Annotated in this window: 6 protein-coding genes; all 6 read left to right on the forward strand. The window is 73.3% G+C overall.

Annotated elements, in window-relative coordinates:
* The first annotated feature begins 97 nt into the window (after nucleotides 1-97).
* From SH922_RS28910 to SH922_RS28935, 6 genes are read left to right on the forward strand one after another with little or no spacing between them, the layout of a single operon-like run.
* On the forward strand, nucleotides 98-4,672 hold the full coding sequence (locus SH922_RS28910) for an SDR family oxidoreductase (protein ID WP_393060976.1): 4,575 nt from the start codon (nucleotides 98-100) through the stop codon (nucleotides 4,670-4,672).
* Entirely contained in the window at nucleotides 4,669-7,077 is a 2,409-nt protein-coding gene (locus SH922_RS28915) for a condensation domain-containing protein (RefSeq protein ID WP_393060978.1), read from the forward strand. The genes SH922_RS28910 and SH922_RS28915 overlap by 4 nt, the downstream gene beginning before the upstream one ends.
* Nucleotides 7,074-14,669 carry an amino acid adenylation domain-containing protein gene (locus SH922_RS28920; protein ID WP_393060980.1) on the forward strand — a complete coding sequence of 2,532 codons (7,596 nt, stop codon included), beginning with the start codon at nucleotides 7,074-7,076 and terminating at the stop codon, nucleotides 14,667-14,669. Before SH922_RS28915 ends, SH922_RS28920 begins: the two co-directional genes overlap by 4 nt.
* Entirely contained in the window at nucleotides 14,666-15,958 is a 1,293-nt protein-coding gene (locus SH922_RS28925) for an MFS transporter (protein ID WP_393060982.1), read from the forward strand. Before SH922_RS28920 ends, SH922_RS28925 begins: the two co-directional genes overlap by 4 nt.
* A complete protein-coding gene (locus SH922_RS28930; protein ID WP_393060984.1) occupies nucleotides 15,955-16,734 on the forward strand; it encodes a thioesterase II family protein in 780 nt (259 codons plus the stop codon). Before SH922_RS28925 ends, SH922_RS28930 begins: the two co-directional genes overlap by 4 nt.
* Nucleotides 16,731-19,214 carry an AMP-binding protein gene (locus tag SH922_RS28935; RefSeq protein WP_393060986.1) on the forward strand — a complete coding sequence of 828 codons (2,484 nt, stop codon included), beginning with the start codon at nucleotides 16,731-16,733 and terminating at the stop codon, nucleotides 19,212-19,214. Before SH922_RS28930 ends, SH922_RS28935 begins: the two co-directional genes overlap by 4 nt.
* The last annotated feature ends 29 nt before the right edge of the window (nucleotides 19,215-19,243 follow it).

Raw genomic sequence — 19,243 nt, forward strand, 5'->3', positions numbered from 1 at the left:
ACCGTACGGGGATATCCCTGACTTGGACGCCCCAGCCGCTGCGTCCAGCATGTGCCGGGACCGGGAAAAGGGCGAGAACCGATTGGGAGACCCGCATATGGACAACGATCGTGAGTCCGGCTTGGACATCGCCGTCATCGGCCTGTCGTGCGCCTATCCCGGAGCGGACGGACCCGCCGAGTTCTGGCACAACATCGTCTCGGGCGTGGAGTCGCTCACCGACCTGACGGACGCCGACCTGGCCGCCGCCGGCGAGCACTCGGAGCTGATCCGCGGCCCGGAGTACGTACGGCGCGCCGCGTGTATCGAGGGCGTCGACCTGTTCGACGCCGAGTTCTTCGGGCTGACCCCACGTCAGGCCGAGCAGATGGACCCACAGCACCGGTTGTTCCTCGAGCACTGCTGGCGGGCGGTCGAGAGCGCCGGATACGACCCGAGGGGCGTGCCGGGCCCGGTCGGCGTGTATGCGGGGCAGGGTGCCAACACCTACATCCGGAACGTGCGGTCCCAGGTCGACTGGGAGACCAGCGTCCGGGCGGGTGAACGCTGGGAGTCCGTCGGCTCGTTGGAGAACGACGTCGACTACCTCACCCCGAAGGTCTCCTACCACCTGGGCCTGTCCGGGCCCAGCATCCCGCTCGGCACTGCCTGTTCGACCTCCCTGGTCGCGATCCACCTCGCCTGCCAGGCGCTGCGGACCTTCGAGTGCGACGCGGCGCTCGCCGGAGGCGTGGCGATCACCCCGCCGGTGAAGCGCGGCTACCTCTACGTCGAGGGCGGCATCGCGTCCGCCGACGGCCGCACCCGCTCCTTCGACTCCCGGTCCACGGGCACCGTGTTCGGCTCCGGCGTAGGGGTCGTGATGCTCAAGCGGCTGGAGGACGCGCTCGCGGACGGCGACGTTGTGGAGGGCGTCATCGTCGGCTCGGCGATCAACAACGACGGCGCCGCCCGCGCCGGGTTCACCGCGCCGAGCGTCGACGGCCAGGCCGAGGTCATCATGCAGGCGCAGGCAGTGGCCGGAGTGCACCCCGACACCGTCACCTATCTGGAGGCGCACGGCACCGGAACCCCGGTCGGCGACCCCATCGAAGTGGCCGCGCTGACCCGGGCGTTCCGTGAACAGACCGAGCGGAGCGGCTACTGCACCCTCGGTTCGGTCAAGGCCAACATCGGCCACATGGACTCCGCCGCGGGAGTCGCCGGCGTCATCAAGGCGCTGCTGGCCGCCAAACACGGTGTGATCCCGCCCCAGCTGAACTACAACGAGCCCAACAAGGCGCTTCGGCTGGACGACAGCCCCTTCCGCATCACCACCGAGCGGGAGACGTGGCGCACCGCCGACGGTGTGCCACGCCGAGCCGGTATCAGCTCCTTCGGCATCGGCGGCACCAACGCCCACGTCGTGATCGAGCAGCCGCCCGCCGTCGAGCGGGACCAGGAGACCGGCGGCTGGCACCTGATTCCGGTCTCTGCCCGGAACGACCAGGCGCTCGGCGACGTCATCGGCGACATCGCCGAGACTCTGGAGGCAGGCGCCGCCAGGCTCGACGACGCGGCGTACACGCTGCAGACCGGGCGCACCAGGTTCGCCCGCCGCGCGGCCGTCGTGGCCCGCAACCGAACCGAGGCGGCCCAGGCGCTGCGCGACCGCGCCGCCGGGCCCTTCGGGCAGGCCCTGCCCGGCGCCGCCACCGCCTTCCTGTTCCCCGGTCAGGGCGCCCACTACCCGGGGATGGCTCGAGGGCTGTACGACGGGCTGCCTGAGTTCGCCGAGAGCTTCGACCGCTGCGCCGAGTTGTTCGCACCGCTGATCGGCCTCGACCTGCGGGACCTCGTGATGAACGGCGAGACCCCCGCGGACGAGACGCCCGCCGGCGAGGTCCAGGACGGCCGGACCGCCGGGCTGCTCGGCCGGACCCGCTTCATCCAGCCCGCCCTCTTCTCGGTGGAGTACGCGCTCGCCCGGACGATGATCGCACGCGGCGCGAAGCCGACCGCGCTGCTGGGGCACAGCCTGGGTGAGCTGGTCGCGGCCGCCGTGGCCGGCGTGTTCACGCTGGAGGACGCCGTCCGCGTGATCGACGCGCGGGCCCGGTTCATGGACGAGGCCCCGGACGGCGGAATGCTGGCGGTCCCGATGCCGGCGGCCGAGCTGGAGCCCCTGCTGCCGGCGGGCATCACCGTGGCGGCGTACAACGGGCCCCGACTGGTGACGGTGGCCGGCGAGCGCGTGGTACTCGATCAGCTTCGGCAGACCCTGGACGCCCGTGGCGTCACCTGCCGGCCGTTGCGGGTGCCGCACGCCGCGCACTCGGCGGCGATGTCGGAGGCCGCCGCCCGGTTTACCGCCTTCGTGGCGACGGTGCCGGTGCGAGCGCCGCGTATCCCGTTCCTCTCCAACGTCACCGGCACCTGGATCACCGAGGCCGAGGCCTGTTCCCCGGCGTACTGGGGGCGGCAGATGCGCGAGCCGGTCCGCTTCGAGCAGGGTCTGAGCGCCCTGCTCACCCGGATCGACGGCCCGCTGGTCGAGGCCGGTCCCGGCCACGGCCTGCTGTCGCTGACCCGCGGCGCCGTCGACCCGGCGGCGCAGGGGCGCCTGGTACGCACCATGCGGTCGTCCAGCGAGACCGAGGACGACGACCTCCAGGTCGTCCAGGCCGCCTTCGCGGCCCTCTGGGAGCTGGGCGTCGAACTGTCGTGGTCCGCCTTCGGCACCGACGGGCGGCGGCGTACCGGCCTTCCCACCTACGCCTTCCAGCGCAAGCGCTACTGGATCGACCTCGCCGCGGACCGCCCGTCGGCCGTACCCGCACCGGTGAAGCGGGTACGGGACCCCGAGCGCTGGTTCTACAGCCCGGCATGGCGCAGTACCGCCGCCCCGCGCCGTCGGCCCGCCGCAGCCGGGGCGGCGAACGGCGTCGTCGTGGTCGGCGCGGACTGCGCGCTCACCGCCACCCTGGCCGCTCGCGCGGCGGACGCGGGCCGCCAGGTCACGCGGGTACTGCCCGATTCCGGCACGGACCTCGTCACCGAGCTGAGCGACACCCTCAGCGGCGTCGAGCACGCCGCGGTGGTGTTCGCGGCCGGAGTCGACGGCCGCGCCGCCGGCTCCGCGCAGACGTCGGCCGAACTCCTGGCCCTCTCCCGGGCGCTGGCCACGTGCGACGAGACCCGGATCTCCCTGCTGGTCCTCACCTCGGGTGCCTTCGACGTGTCCGGCGATGAACCGATCACCCCGGACCACGCGCTGCTCGCCGGAATCGGAAAGGTGATCCCCAAGGAGCTGCGCCACGTTTCCTGCCGGGTCGTCGATCTCGACCCGGCCCAGGGCGCCGCGCTTCCGGCCGACCAGCTGCTGCGGGAGCTGGACGGGGAGTCCGACGATCTCGTCATCGCCTACCGGGGTACCCGCCGCTGGACCCAGGACGTCGAGCAGTTGCGGCTGGCGGCCCCGCTCCCGCAGGACATACCGCTGCACGACAAGGGCGTCTACCTGATCACCGGCGGACTCGGCGGCATCGGTCTGTCCCTCGCGCGGTTCCTTGCCCGGGAGTACGGCGCCCGGCTGGTGCTCAGCGGACGCACCGCGCCGCCCGAGCGCGCGGAGTGGGACGGCTGGCTCGCGCGGTACGGAGCCGACGATCCGGTGAGCCGGCAGATCGGCGCGCTGCGCGCCGTCGAGGCGGCGGGCGGTGAGGTGGTCGCGGTGTCCTGCGACGTGACCGATGCCGAGGCGGTCCGCTCGCTGTTGGTGGCCACCGTCGAGCGCTTCGGCCGGCTGGATGGCGTCGTGCACTCGGCGGGCCTCACCGGCGGTGGCGGCCTGATCGAGACGCTCGCACCCGAGGAGTTCCACCGTACGGTCGCGCCCAAGGTGGCCGGCGCCGAGGCACTGCTGGCGGCGACCTCCGGCATCAGCCTCGACTTCCTCGCGCTGTTCTCCTCGCTGACGACAGTCGACAGCTGGGACGGCGCGGCGGACTACACCGCGGGCAACGCCTACCTTGACGCGCTCGCTCACCGGGCCCGCCGACAGGGCCGGTCCGAGGTCCTGACGATCGACTGGACGGGCTGGATGGAGACCGGGATGAACGCCGGCGATCAAACGCCGGACAGCGACACCGACCAGTACCTCACCGAGGACGAGGGGCACTCGGCGTTCGTCGCCGCGCTCGCCGCGGGCCTGCCCCAGATCCACGTGTCGGTGGACGACCTGCACCGCGTCCTCGAACAGGCCCGGCGGTTTGCCCGGGACGGGGCCGAAGCCCTGCCCGGTACGCAGGCCACCGCGTCGGCTCCGTCCCCGGATGACCGGACAGCGCCGGCCGAGCGGCACGACCGGCCGTCCGGCCTGGGCGACTTCGCCGCCCCCGAGACCACCACCGAGATCTTCATCGGTGAGGCGTTCCAGCGGGTGCTCGGCTTCGACAGGATCGGGCGCGACGACAGCTTCTTCGCCCTCGGCGGCAATTCGCTGCTGGCCCTCGACCTCGTCGGCCAGATCCGCAGGCACTGCGGCGCCAGGATCCTGCTGCGCGACTTCTTCAGCGGGCCCACCGTCCGAGGGCTCGCCGCCCTGGTCGAGGCCGGTGCGCCGCAGGCCGGTGCACCACAGGCCGATGAGCCGCAGGAGCTCGCGGCGGTCTCGGGGGGAGCACGCCGGTGAGTGACGCGACCGAGCCGATCCCGTACGGCACCGAGGGCCGTCCAGCGTCCCGCCTGCAGACCCGCCTCTGGTTCTTCACCCGGCTCTATCCGGAGCTGCCGTTCTTCATGGTCCCGATCCTGCTGCGCCTGCACGGGAACCTTGACCATGACGGCGTACGGGCCGCGCTCAGGGTGCTGACGGACCGCCACGAGACCCTCAGGACGCGCCTGGTACCGGGCGAGGAAGGCCCCGTACAGGTCCTCGACGACGCGGCGCCGGAGCTGGCCGTCACCGATCTGGCCGGGGCGGCCGATCTGGAACAGGCGTGGTCCGACCTGCTGACCGGCGAATATGCCCGCCCGCTGGACGTGGAGCGCGGTCCGCTGGTGCGCGCCCACCTGGCCCGCACCGGCCCGGCCGAGCACCGGCTGGCGCTGTTCGTCCACCACATCAGCGTGGACGGCACCTCCCTCGAGGTGCTGCTGAACGAATTCGCCGCGCTCTACGACGCGTGGGCCTCCGGCCGGCCGCTGGAGCACGCCCTGGGCCCCGTCCCGGAGAGCTACGACAGCTTCAGCAGAGCGCTCGACGAGGAGCTGTCCGGGCCGGAGTACGAGCAGTCCCGGGCCTTCTGGCGCGCGGAGCTGGGCGGGCAGCCCGAGTTCGATCCGCCCGCCGACCGGCCGCGCCCGTCCCGCCGGACCTTCGAGGTGCATGACGAACGGACCGTGATCCCGGCGGAACTCGCCGCCGCGGTCCGGGAGGCCGCCCGGCACCGGCGCAGCACGCCGTATGTCCTGCTCGCCGGCACCCTCGCGGTGCTGCTCGGCCGCCGCAACGGCCCGCTGCGCGACGTCGTCATCGCCGCGCCCTGGTCGCTGCGCGGCGGCCCATGGCTGGACGGAACGGTCGGCTTCTTCATCAACACCGTGCCGATGCGCGTCCGGATGACGCCCGCCTCCTCCTTCACCGACGTGCTGGCCGCCACGCGGGGAGCGTTCCTCGACGCGATGGACCACGGCAGCCTGCCGTTCGATGAGATCGTCGCCCTGGTCAATCCGGTCCGCGACGCCCGGCGGCTCCCGATCACTTCGGTCAGCTTCCAGGTGCTCCCGTCCGCCGAACCGGAGTTCGCGCTCGGCCCGGTCCGGGCCGTGCGACAGGCCGACATCGACGGTGCCAGCGAGTTCGATCTGGTCTGGGACGTCATCGACCCGGGCGACGGCGCCATGACACTCTCCGCGAAGTACACCGCCGACATCTACGACCGCGACACCGTCCGGCGGATGACCGAGGAGTACGTCCGGCTGCTCGGCGCCGCAGTGGCCGACCCGGACCGCCGCGTCGTGGAACTCCCGCTGTACGGCGAGGCCGAACGCGCCCGGCTGCGGGCGCCGCAGGGTGCGGTCCGGGAGATCCCGGGCCTGGAGGTCGACGGCTGTCCCGCCGAGGGACCGTTCCTCCTGCTGGACGACGTCGGGCGGCCGGTCCCGGTGGGCGCCCTGGGTGCGGTGTACGTGCCGGTGCCGGGCCCCGCCGATCCGACAGGGGCTCACGGGGACCTGCTCCCCGGCGAGCCGGCCGGGCTGCCGGGCGGGCGGCTGCGTCCGACCGGCGCCCTGGCCCGGCGGCGGCCCGACGGCACCGCGGACCTGCACGCCCCGGCGAGGTTCCCGGGCACGCCCGGCACGCCCGTCGCCGTTCTCGAACGGCACCCCTCGGTCCGGGCCGCCGTGCTGGCCCCGGCGCCCGGTGCCGCGACCGGGACGCCGGAGCTGATCGCGTACGTAGCCACGGACGACGCCGGGCTGACCCCGGCGGCGCTGCGTGAGTTCCTGAGCGACGGCGTCCGGCCGGGCGATCTGCCCGGCTGGTTCGTCCTGCTGGACGAGCTGCCGGTGGACGACACCGGGCAGCCGGACCTGGCCGAGCTGGACGGCATCGCCTGCGCCACCGGCCTCGGTCCGCCCGAAGGGGGCGACGAGACCGGCACCGAGCTGGAGGAGACCGTCCGTGGCGTGTGGCAGGAGCACCTGGGCGGGCGGGCACCCGCCCTGGACGCCGCGTTCTTCGACGTCGACGGGCACTCGCTGATCGCTGTGCGGATCGTGGCGCGGCTCCAGCGCCTGCTCGGCCGGCCGATTCCGGTCCGGGCCGTGTTCGACCAGCCCACGGTCCGGTCCTTCGCGGCCTGGCTCGTCGAGACCGGCACCGACGCGCGGGCCGGCGAGCCCACCGGCGCTCCGTCCCCGCGGCCGGCCGAGGACCGGCCGGCCGCCGGGACCGACCGCGCCCCCGCCCCGTCGGCCGCCGACCTGACCGCCGACCTGCTGGCCGCCAGCAGCGAGGAACTGGCCGCCCTGCGGATGCTGACCGCGTGCCTCGAAGTGCCCGCCGACCACTCTCAGAAGGAACGTCTGTGACGTCAACTCAGACCGGCCACGGGACCGTCTCCGCCGCCGGGACCGACACCCTTGGGCCCCGGGCGGCCGAGCCGCCCACCGGGGTCTGGCCGCTGGGGCCCACCCAGCGCGCCCTGTGGTTCCTCGACACCTTCCACCCCGGCAGTTCCTTCTACGTCATCTGCCTGGGCCTGCGGCTGCGCGGCGACCTGGACGTTTCCGCGCTGCGGGCCGCACTGGACGACTGCGTGGCACACCAGGACGCCTTGCGGACCCGCTTCGTGTCCCTGGACGGCTACCCGTACCAGGTCTTCGTTCCCAGCCAGCGGATGGACCTGCCGTTGCTGGACGTCTCCGGCCTCGGCCCCGCCGCCGCCGAGGACTTCGTCCAGATGCGCTGCGACGTCGCCGCCGACACGCCGTTCGACCTGACCGCCGACTTCCCGCTGCGCGCGGAGCTGATCCGGCTTGCGGACGACCACCATGTGCTGGTCGCCGGCATCCACCACATCGTCTTCGACGGCTGGTCCGCGCAGGTGCTGCTGACCGAGCTGGCCGAAGCGTACGCAGCCCGGGCGGCCGGGCGGGAGCCGGGCTTCGCCCCGCTCGAACTGACGGTGGGTGAACACGCCGCGCAGCACGGGGCGCGGTTCGCCGACGGCACCGCGGAGCGCGCCGCCGAGGTCGAGCACTGGCGGCAACTGCTGGCCGGCGCCCAGCGGGTCGACCTTCCGCTCGACCAGGTCCGGCCCGAGGTGCGCAGCTTCGCCGGCGACACCCTCTCCCGGGACATCGACTCCGCGACGACCGGGGCGCTCAGGGCGCTCGCCGGGGCCCACGGCACCACCGTCTTCACCGTTCTCGCCACCGCCTTCTCGCTGGTGCTCGCGGAGCTGTCCGGGCAGCAGGACGTGATGTTCGGGGTGCCGCTGGCCGGCCGGCTGAGCGACGAGAGCACCGCCGTGATCGGCTTCCTGGTCAACGTACTGCCGCTGCGGGTCGACCTCGGCGGCACCCGTACCTTCGCCGAGGCGCTCGACCGGCACCGGCAGCCGGTGCTCGACCTGCTGACGCACCAGGAGTTCCCGTTCGCCCTCCTGGTCGACGAGCTGCGTCCGGAGCGGACGGGCAACCGCAACCCGTACTTCGACGTCTGCTTCCAGTACCTGCCCTCGCCCGAGGTGGGTCTCGCCCTCGGGGACGTGCAGCTCGACCTGGTCGACGGCCGGCGCCCCTCGTCCCAGTTCGACCTGAGCTGCGACGTACACGACCGGGGTTCCTTCCTGACCGTGGCGCTGGAGTACAGCACCGAGGTCTTCGCGGCGGAGACCGTCGAACTCGTCCACGAGCTGATCGCCGCGGTGCTGACCGCGGCCCTGGCCGACCCGTACGCGCCGGTACGGATGGCCGGTCCGCGTACGGAGCCGCTGCGGCCCGCCGAACCGCTGGCGGCGCAGTGGCGTCCGGGCGGGCTGCGCGAACTGGTGGCGGGCTGGGCCCGGCTGCGGCCCGAGGCGGCGGCCGTCGTCGTCGGCGCGGACCGGCTGGACTACGCCGGGCTCGACGCCGCGGCGACCCGGCTGGCCGCCCGCCTGATCGCGGCCGGAGTGCGGCCCGGCGATCGGGTGGGGCTGCTCGTCGAGCCGTGCGCGGAGCTTCCGGTGGCGATGCTGGCCGTGCTGGAGTGCGGCGCGGCCTATGTCCCGGTGGACCCGCGCACGCCGGCCGAGCGGGCCGCGGCCATGCTGGGCCAGGCCGCCTGCGGCCTCCTGCTCGTCCATCCGGCGACGCGCGGCAAGGCCGCCGGACTCGGGTGCACGCTCATGGACGTGACCGAGGACGTGGCCGAAGGCGTCACCGCGGACACCGCGGCGCCCGCCGCCGTCGCGCCGATGTCCCCGGCGTACGTGATCTTCACCTCGGGCAGCACCGGGCGGCCGAAGGCGGTCGCGGTCCAGCAGTCGGCGGCCCTGACCCTCGCCGCCTCGACCGCGCACATCTACGAACTGACCGGTGAAGACCGGGTGTTGCAGATGGCCGCAGCCGCCGTCGACGTCTCGGTGGAGGAGTTCTTCGGCGCCTGGTACGCGGGCGCCTGCGCCGTCATGCACAACCCGGAGGCGGAGGACCTGGAAGAGGTGGTCCGGCGGCAGCGCGCGACGGTCCTGAACCTGCCGGCCAGCCGCTGGCACGAGTGGACCCTCGACCTGACCGACCGGGGCGCCGACGTACCGGCCTGCGTCCGCTTGGTCGTCGCGGGCAGCGAGCGGGTGGATCCGGCCAGGGTCAGGGCCTGGCAGTCGCAGCCGGGGCGGAACACCCGCCTGCTCAACGCCTACGGCACCACCGAGGCGTGCGTCTCCTCGGTCTGGTACGACACCGCGCGGCTCGACCGGGACGCGGCCCACACCGGGAACGTCCCCGTCGGCGGCCCACTGCCGCACGTGCGGCTGTACGTGCTCGACGGCGCCGGGGAGCCGGTGCCGCCGGGTGTGCCGGGCGAACTGCACATCGCGGGGCCGGGCGTGGGCCTGGGCTACCTCGATGACGGCGCGGCCACGGCGGAACGCTTCCTGCCCGACCCGTACGCTCCGGAACCCGGTGGCCGCATGTACCGCACCGGTGACCGAGTCCGCCAACTCCGCAGCGGCGCACTGGACTTCCTGGGACGCACCGACACCCAGGTGAAGGTCCGCGGCTCGCGGATCGACCTCGCCGAGGTGGAGCGGACCGCCGCCGAGGTGGCCGCGGTGGCGGACTTCGTCGCCGACGTCCGGGAGGACGAGCACGGCGCCGCGCGACTGGTCGGCTACCTCCGGCCGGCCGACAGCCGGGACGGTTCCCTGGAGCAGGACCGGGTCGCCCAATGGCGGCTCATCCACGACGAGGACTCCTACAACGAAGCCGCGGCGCAGGCGGACTTCAACACGAGCGGCTGGATCAGCAGTTACACCCAGGAACCCATCCCGGACGCTGACATGCGGGAGTGGCTGGACGAGACCGCCGCGCGGATCCTGCGGCAGCCGGCCGGCCGGGTCCTGGAGATCGGCTGCGGCACCGGACTGGTGCTGCTGCGGGTCGCCCGCGGCGCGGAGCGGTACGTGGCCACCGACATCGCGGCCGGCGCCCTCGCCTATGTGGAAGGCCAGTTGGAGGCCGCGGGTCTCGACGACGGCCGGGTGCGGCTGCTGGAGGCGGCCGCGGACGACTTCACCGCTCTCGGCGAAGAGCGGTTCGACCTGGTGGTCATCAACTCCGTCAGCCAGTACTTCCCCGACATGGCCTACCTGGAGCGGGTCCTCACCGGCGCGTGGGAGCGGCTGCGGCCCGGGGGCCGGGTCTTCCTCGGCGACGTCCGCGACCTGACCACCCTGGAGGCCTTCCACCTGTCGGTGCGGCTGGCCCGTACCGACCCGGCCACCTCGTCGGCGACCGCCCCGGCGGCGCTCGCCGACGAGGTGTCCGAACTGGTCGACGCCGAAAGCGAACTGTGCGTCGCACCGGGCTGGTTCGCCCGGTTCGCCGAGCGGCTGCCGGGCGCCGCGGCCGTCACCGAGGTGAAGCGGGGCCGCGCGGACACCGAGATGAACCGGTTCCGCTACGACGTGTCGCTCTGGCGCGACGCGCCCCTGGCCCCGCCGGTGGAGGCGGCAGGGCACGACGGCCCGGTCACGCTCGACGGTTTCCGGGCGCTGATCGACGGCCTCGACGGCGGTGGCCTGGTCCTGACCGGGATACCCGACGTCCGCAACCACCGGGACATGCTGCTCGCCTCCCGGCTGAAGTCCGGCGCGGACGTCAGCACCGACGTGGCGCCGGACGCCCTGCCGCGCGAAGCCGTGCACCCGGACGACCTGGTGGACGCGGCAGCCGCCGGAGGCTACGCGGCCGTCGTGTCCCCCCACGGCGCCGGGCTGCTCACGGTCACCGTGACGCCCGTGGGCCCCGACGGCACGGCACCCGTCGTCGCACGCGCGGCGGAGCCGGTAGCGGTGGCCGGGAACCAGCCCCTGCGCGCTGCCCGGAACCGCGAGGCCATCGCGGCCGTACGAGAACACCTGGCCCGGCGGCTGCCGTCGGCGATGATCCCCGCCCGCTTTGTCGTGGTCGACCGGATCCCGCTGACGATCAGCGGAAAGGCCGACCGGCGGCGGCTGCCCGACCCCGGCCGGATGCCGGACACCCCGGGCCGGATGACGGCCCGGACGGACGACGAGCGCGCCCTGTGCGGGATCTGGGCCCAGGCCCTGGGCCTCGCTTCCGTGGGCGTCCGGGACAACTTCTTCCGGATCGGCGGCGACTCGATCACCTGGCTGCGGATCATGTCCCGCTGCGTCCGGGCGGGCTACCCGGTGGGCGCGCGGGACATCTTCGACCACCAGACCGTCGAAGAGCTGGCCCGGCTGCTGTCCGACCGCAGGCACGCCGCCCCCCGACCGGAGTCCGGGAACCCGGGGTCCGACGACGACGCCGAGCGGCCGGACAGCGCGGCCCTCAACCCGATCCAGCACTGGTTCTTCGAGGCGTTCGGTCAGGGGCGGGACCACCAGAACCAGTACCAGTGGTACGAGCTGACCGTCCCGTGCGGCACCGAGGAGTTCGTCCAGGCGGTCCGCTCGGTCGCCGTGCACCACGACAGCCTGCTGAGCACCTTCACCAAGGGCGAGGACGGCTGGCGGCAGTATCGCCCGCAGCGCCCGGAAGCGCAGAGCATGCCGGTCCGTGAGGTCGACCTCACGCGGGTCCCGGAGCCCGGGCGGAACGAGGTGCTGCGCCGCGAGAGTGACCTGGCCCAGGCGTCCCTGCGGATCACGGACGGACCGCTGTTCGCCGTGGTGCTGTTCCGTACCGGCGAGGGGGAAGCCGACCTGGTCTTCTGGTGCATTCACCACCTCGTGGTGGATGCTGTCTCCTGGCAGCCACTGAGTGAGGACCTGGATACGGCCATCGAGGCACTGAACGCGGGTGGCCGGCCCGTCCTTCCGCAGGCCGTCGGCGACGACGCGGCGGCCTGGGCCGCTTGGTCGCGGCAGGAGGCGGACCGGCTCTCGGACGACGAACTGGCGTACTGGCACAGCACCGCTTCGGCGCCGGGGCTCACTCTGCCGGTGGCCCACCCGGACGCCTCGCCGCTGGCCAAGGACGGGCATGTCCTCGTACGGAGCGTCCGCCTGATCCAGGGGCCCACGCGGGCAGGCGACGCCGTACTGGCCGCCTGCCTGGCCGGGGCCCAGCCGGCGCTCGCCGCCGCGGCCGGAGTCGATTCCGGCACCGTATGGCTGGAGTTCCACGGCCGCCCGCTGACCGCGGACGCGCCGGAGGTCTCCCGTACGGTCGGCTGGTTCACGGCGCTGTTCCCGTTCCTGCTGGCCGCCGATCCGGCCGGCGCGGGGATCCGCGGCCGGCTGGCGGCCGTCCCGCACGGCGGCATCGGCTACGGGCGGGCCCGCTACCTGCGCGGTGAACGCCTGGACACCGCAGCGAACGTCGTCGTCAACTACCTCGGCGCGATGGCACCGGGGGAGGCGAAGACGCTGCGGGCGGCGCCCCGCTACTCCCGGATCAGCGGCCCGGTCGCCGCCCCCGACGCGGTCCTGCCCTTCGCGGCCGAGATCAACATCGGGCTGGAGGAGGACGGTTCCCTGACCGTCGCCGCCCACCTGGGCGCCCGGCACTTCGACGCGCCCGCCGCCCGTGCCTTCGTCGACGAGCTCACCGCCGGCATAGCGGACCGGCTCGGCTCCGGTGCCGAGCCGCCGGCCGAGGACGGCTTCGAACTGCTCCCCGACAGCGTCAGGGCCTCCGCCTTCGCCGCCGAACTGCGGGACCGCCCGGACGTCGTGGCCGCGTACGCCCTGGCTCCCGTACAGCGCACCATGCTGTACCGGCACCTGCTCGACCCCTCGGGGGACGTCAACTACAACGACTTCGTCCTGGCGCTGTCGGGCGAGCTGGACGCCGACCTGTTCCGTGCCGCCTGGCGGGCGGTCGGCGAGCGCCACGAGGTGCTGCGCACATCCTTCGAGTGGACCAGGAGCAGTGAACCGGTCCAGCTCGTCCACCGTGCCGTGCCGGAGATCCGGTTCCTGGACTGGACCGGAACCGCCGACGGCGACCTCGCTGCGCGCCTGGAGCGGCTGGTCCGCGCGGAGCGGACCGATCCGCCGGCCCTCGACGCCGGACCGCCGTTCCGGCTGACCCTGGTCACGGTCGCGCCCAACCGGCACCACATGGTCTGGCTCGACCACCACATCCTGCTGGACGGATGGTCCTCGGGCATCCTCGTACGGGAGCTGACCGAGGCGTACGCGCACCTCGCGGCCGGCCGTGAGCCGTACGCCGGGGCCGAGGCCCCGGTCCGCTACCGCGACTACCTCGGCTGGCTGCGGCAACGGCCCAGCGGTGCGGCCAGCGCCTATTGGCGGGCAGCGCTTGACGGGTTCGAAGGGCCCACCGCGCTGCCGTTCGACGCACCGCCCTCGGCGTCGGTCGCCGCGACGGGCGATTTCCACGAGAGTGAACTGGTCCTGGACGCCGGACTGCCGGACGCGCTGCGGACCGCGGCCGAGCGGCACCGGACCACCGCCGGCAGCCTGTGCTACGCCGCCTGGGCGGCCTTCCTGCACCGCTGCTCCGGCCGCTCGCTCATCACCTTCGGCATCGCCCAGAGCGGCCGGCCGGCCGGGCTCGGAGATGTCGGCGCGATGGTCGGCATGTATATGTCGACGCTGCCGATGGCGATCCGCGTCGACCCGGACCAGCGCGTCGCGGACCTGTTCGCCCAGGTCTCGGAGCAGGGCTGGAAGATCATGTCGGTGGCCGGCTCCGGGTCGCTGTGGGACGTCTACGACTGGGCGGGGATACCGGTGAGCCGGGCGCTGTTCCACAGCGTCGTCGTGGTGCAGAACTTCGGCGCGGCCCTCGGCGGCGGAGTCGGCCGGCCCCCGAACGCCGGCCGGCCGCAGGGCGCCGGACTGCCTCTCAGCGCCGAGATGGCTCCGGCCCGTACCGCCTCCGGTTTCCCGGTCACTCTCGCGGTCGACCCGGACGGCGGCGTCCTTCGTCTCGTCGCTGACAGCCGTTGCCTGTCGCCGGACACCGCGCGGCAGCTGCTCACTGCGTTCGCCGCCGTACTGCGCCAGGCCGTCACCGAACCCGACACCCTGGTAGGTGAGTTGACCGCTCCGCCGGTCAGCGCCGGTCCCACGCGGACCCTGCCGGGCGCGCACGGCGGCGAGCCGCCGCGAGGAGAGATCGAGGCGAGGATCGCCCGGGCCTGGTGCGCCGAGCTGGGAGTCGACCGCGTGGGGCGCTCGGTGAATCTCTTCGACGCCGGTGCGACCTCGCTGAGCGCCGCGAGGCTGCACGCCAGGCTGTGCGCCGACTTCGGCAGAGCCCTGCCGATCACCGACGTGTTCCGCTATCCGACGGTGGCGAGCATGGCGGCGGCCCTCGCCCCCGACGGCTCGTCCGACGCGTCCGACGCGGCGGACAGCCGGGTCAGGACAGCGGAGAGGGTTTCCAGGAACAACCGACGCCGCGAGGCACTGCGCGCCCGACCCGGGCGTACGGGACGACGCGTTTCCCACGAGAGGGAGGACACGGACCAGTGACTATTCACATCTTGAGCCCGCTGCGGAACGAACAGTTCCGCCGGGTCTGGTGCGGACAAGTGATCAGCTCCATCGGCGACGGCATCTTCACCATCGCCTTGATCGGCACCATCCTGCAGCACCACAAGGCCACCGACCTCGGCTTCGTGCTGGCCGCGGAGAGCGTGGCCCTGGTCGTGGTCTCGCTGCTGGGCGGAGTGCTCGCGGACCGGATGCGGCGCAGCCGGGCCATGGCCCTGTCCGACCTGATCCGGATGCTCGGGGTACTCGGCTTCGTCCTGGGCGTGGCAGAGGGGCCGCTGCTGCTGGCGCTGCCCTTCGCTGCCCTGATGGGCGCCGGCACCGCGGCCTTCCAGCCGGCCTTCGGCGCGCTGGTCCCCTCGCTCGTGCCCGAAGCCGACCTGTCCGCGGCGAACGCGCTGCGGACCACGACGACCCGGGCAGCCGCGATCGTCGGCCCCGGCATCGGTGGCCTGCTGCTGGCCACTTGGGGCCCGTCCACAGCGCTGTTGATCAACCTGGCGACCTTCGGGGTCAGCATCCTCACCCTGATCGGCATCACCGACCGGGCTCCCGAGCGCGGGGAACCGCAGAGCGTCTTCCGGGATGCCAAGGACGGCCTCTCCGCGGTGATCGAGCGCCGCTGGGTCACGACCGTCATCCTCCAGGGAACCGTCCAACTCCTGCTGGTCATGGGCCCCGCGGTCGTCCTGCTGCCGATCCTCCTCAAGGAGCGGGGCATGTTCTCCGTCTACGGCGTCATGGCCGGCCTCGAAGCGGTCGGTGCCGTACTCGGCGGTCTCGCCGCCTCAGCCTGGAAGCCCGCCAGGGCCGGCGTGGCGGCCGTCTGCGCGCTGTCGCTGCTTGGCCTGCAACTGCTCTGTCTGGCCCTGGACCTCTCGGTGTACGTCCTCGCCCCCGCCGTACTGGCCACCGGTTTCGGCTACTCGATCTTCGGCGTGCTGTGGATGAGCGCTCTCCAGCGGTCGATCCCGGACGAGCTGCTCGGACGGGTGCTGTCGGTCGAGATGCTGGGCACGTTCGCACTGGCGCCCTTCGGTCTCATGCTGGCGCCGGTCGGCCTGCAATGGTTCGGCGACAAGCCGATCCTGGTCTTCGCCCTGGTGGTGCTGGCCGTCTCCACGGTCGTCCCGCTGTTTCAGCGCGATGTGCGGAATTTCGGCTCCGTCGACGAACCGGACGCCGAGGAGGCGGACGAGGCCGGCCCGGCCTTGCGGACCGACAAGGCCGACAGGTCCGTCGAGGCGCCGATCGGAGAGAGCTTGTGACCCGCAATCTCGTGACCCTGTCGGAACCCGGCCGGACTCAGATCTTCCTGCTTCCGTTCGCCGGCGGCAGCGCCTCCTCGTACTGGTCGTGGAGCAACCTGCTCCCGGCGGGCATGCAGGTGTCGGCGGCGCAGTTGCCCGGCCGCCAGGACCGCTGGCAGGAGCCCCCCTACAGGGACTTCGGCACCCTGGTCGGCGACCTGGCCGACGAGATCACCGAGTTGGCTGCCGACGGCCCCTACGTCCTCCTCGGGCACAGCCTGGGCGCCACGATCGCCTACGAGACGGCCCGTGAACTGCAGCGCAGGTCAGCGCCCGACCCGGCCCTCCTGGTCATCTCGGCCGCGGTCGCCCCGCAGATCGACCACGACCCCATCGGAGCCGGCCGGCTGTCCGACGACGAGCTGATCGACAAGACCCGGGAGGCCGGCCGGCTCCCGGCACAGATCCTGGAGAGCACCGAACTGCTGGAACTGGTGCTGCCCGCGCTCCGCGCCGACCTGGCCCTCGTCGACTCCTACCGGTATCTGCCGGGTGCGTTGCTGAGCTGCCCGGTCAGCGTCTTCGGCGGCCGGCAGGATCCCCAGGTCCCGGTGGACGCCCTGGGCCCGTGGCAAGAGCTGACCACGAACCGCACGGCCCTGCGCGTGCTGGACGGCGACCACTTCTATCTGTGGGGCCGCGAAGCCGAGGTGGCGGAGGCGATTCTCACCGACCTGAGCACCGGCCCCGGCACAGACCTGGGCACCGGCCTGAGCACCGCGGTGACGGCATGACGGCCCGTACCGCCTGTTCCGAGAGGGCTCCCCGGGCGACGGGGTTCCCCGAACCGGTCGCCGCGGCCAACCGCACCGGCCGCGCGTACGACGACGCGGCCGACGCGGTCGATCTGCTCGACCAGGCGGTGCGGCGGCACAGCGCCCGGCCGGCCCTGCGCACCCCCGACGGTGTCGCGCTCACCCACGGCGAACTGGCCGCCGGGACCCGCCGGATGGCCGCGCTGCTGGCGGCGCACGGAGTCCGGCGCGGTACGCCCGTCGGGCTGCTGCTCGACCACCGGCCGGAGTCGGTGGCCGCGCTGATCGCTACCGTCCGGGCGGGCGCCTACTACGTTCCGCTCGATCCCCGCTGGCCGGACCGGCGGATCGCGGAGGTCATCACATCGCTCGGGATCGGCACGCTGGTCGCGGCGCCCGCGTTCGACCGGAGGGTGACCGAGCTGGCCACCGGACTCGTCGGCATCGATCGGGTTTTCCGTATACCGGAAGCGGGAGCGGCCGCCGTGACGGACGACGCCCGGCAGACGCTCGCCGACGTGTCCGAGGTGTGGGACGGCATCACCGCATCCGACGACCTCTGCGTCGCCGCGGGCTTCAACCTCGACCGGGCAGGCCACCGCTTCACCGCCGACGAGGTGCGCGGCTACGCGGCCCACGTGGCGCGGCTGGTGCTCGACCGCTACCGGCCGGGCACCGCCGTGCTGGAGATCGGTTCCGGCAGCGGTCTCATCGTGGACGCGCTGGCCTCGGCGGCCACCGGGAGCACGGGGACCATCGAGATCGCCGGGATCACCGCCACGGATGTGTCACCCGCCGCCATGGAACGGCTCGCCGACCGGGCCCGTGCGCAGGGGCTGCCGGTCACAGCGCGGGCCTGTCCGGCCCATGAGGCGGCCGCGTTGCTCAAGGACACTGACACGAGCGTGGTCGTGCTCGCCAGCGTGACGCAGTACCTCCCCGATCTCGGTTACCTGCGCGGTGTCCTGCACGAGCTGATCGGCTCGCTGCCGCCCGGGGCCGCGATCGTCGTGGCCGACGTCATCGATCCGGTGTCCGGTCAGTTCCCCGGCAGCCTGCGGATACCGCCCGCGTGGTGGGAGGGGTTCGTCGCGCAGTACCCGGGCCTGGCGCTCAACCTCGGCCGCCGGGCGCCGGGCGCTCTCGCCGGCCCGCTGGCCGAGCGGTACGACATCGTGCTGACCGTGCCGGCCGGGCGCCCGGCGACCACCCCGGCTGCCCGGCCGGGCAGCGCGGAGGCCCCGTATCCGCTGGACGCTCCGCTACCGGCCGGTGCGGCGCCCTGGTCGGACCGGCCGCTGTCCCGGCCGGACGAACTGGCGTACACCATCACGACGTCCGGCTCGACCGGGGTGCCCAAGGCGGTCGCCATCCGGCACCGCAGCGTCGTCAACCTCGTCGACTGGTTCAACCGCCGCCACGGCATCGGGCCGGACGACGTGATGCTCCAGGTCGCCGCGTTCTCGTTCGACCTGTCCGTATACGACGTGTTCGGTGTGCTCGCCGCAGGCGGCAGTCTGCTGCTGCTCCCCGATGCCGACCTCGGCGAGCCGGGCCGCCTCCTGGAGGCTCTCACCGAGTACGGGGTCACCCTGTGGAATTCGGCGCCCGCCGCCTTCACCGCGGTCCTGGCCTTCCTCGAATCCGCCCCCGGACCGGGCTCCGGCCCCGTGGTCCGCCCGGCCGTGCGGCGCGTGTTCCTCAGCGGCGACTGGGTGCCGCTGACGACGTATGACGCGGTGGCGTCGGTGTTTCCGGACGCGGAGCTGGTCGCACTCGGCGGAGCGACCGAGGCCTGCGTGTGGTCCAACGACTTCATCGTGCGCGGTGTCGACCCGGAGTGGAAGAGCGTCCCGTACGGACTGCCCATGCAGAACGCCCGGTACTACGTCCTGGGCGCGGACGGGCTGCCGTGCGGCGTCGATGAGCCCGGCGACCTCTGGATCGCCGGGGACTGCGTGGCCGTCGGCTATCTCAACGACGCCGCGCTGACCGCGGAGCGCTTCGTGCCCGACCCGTGGTCGCCCGAGCCGGGTACCAGGATGTACCGCACCGGCGACCGCGCGCGCTGGACCTCCCACGGGTGGATGGAGTTCCTGGGACGCCTGGACCAGCAGGTCAAGATCCGCGGCTACCGCATCGAGTTGGGGGAGGTCGAGCACGGGGCCGGCCGGATGCCCGGCGTGGCGGAGGCCGTCGCCATCCCGGTCAGGGAGGCCGGCAGCGTCGAACTAGGTCTGGCCGTCCGGGCCGCGGAGGGCGTCACGGAACGGTCCGTACGGGACTATCTGCGTACCGCGCTTCCGGAGTACATGCAGCCCAGCCGGGTCCGTGTGGTGACGTCACTGCCGGTCTCGGCCACGGGCAAGGTCGACCGGGCCGCGCTGGCCGGGTTGTTGGCCACGCCCCGTGGTGGCCGGCGGAAGGTGAGGGTGCTGGCGGCGGGTAGCGGCAGCTGACCGCGTCTCCGGGCCCGGCCCGGAGACGA

Origin of the sequence: Streptomyces sp. LN549 (genome assembly GCF_043203805.1) — a bacterium.
Classification (GTDB): domain Bacteria; phylum Actinomycetota; class Actinomycetes; order Streptomycetales; family Streptomycetaceae; genus Streptomyces.

Coding starts and splice junctions, on each gene's coding strand:
- SH922_RS28910 (WP_393060976.1), top strand. CDS start 98: ATGGACAACGATCGTGAGTCCGGCTTGGACATCGCCGTCATCGGCCTG.
- SH922_RS28935 (WP_393060986.1), top strand. CDS start 16,731: ATGACGGCCCGTACCGCCTGTTCCGAGAGGGCTCCCCGGGCGACGGGG.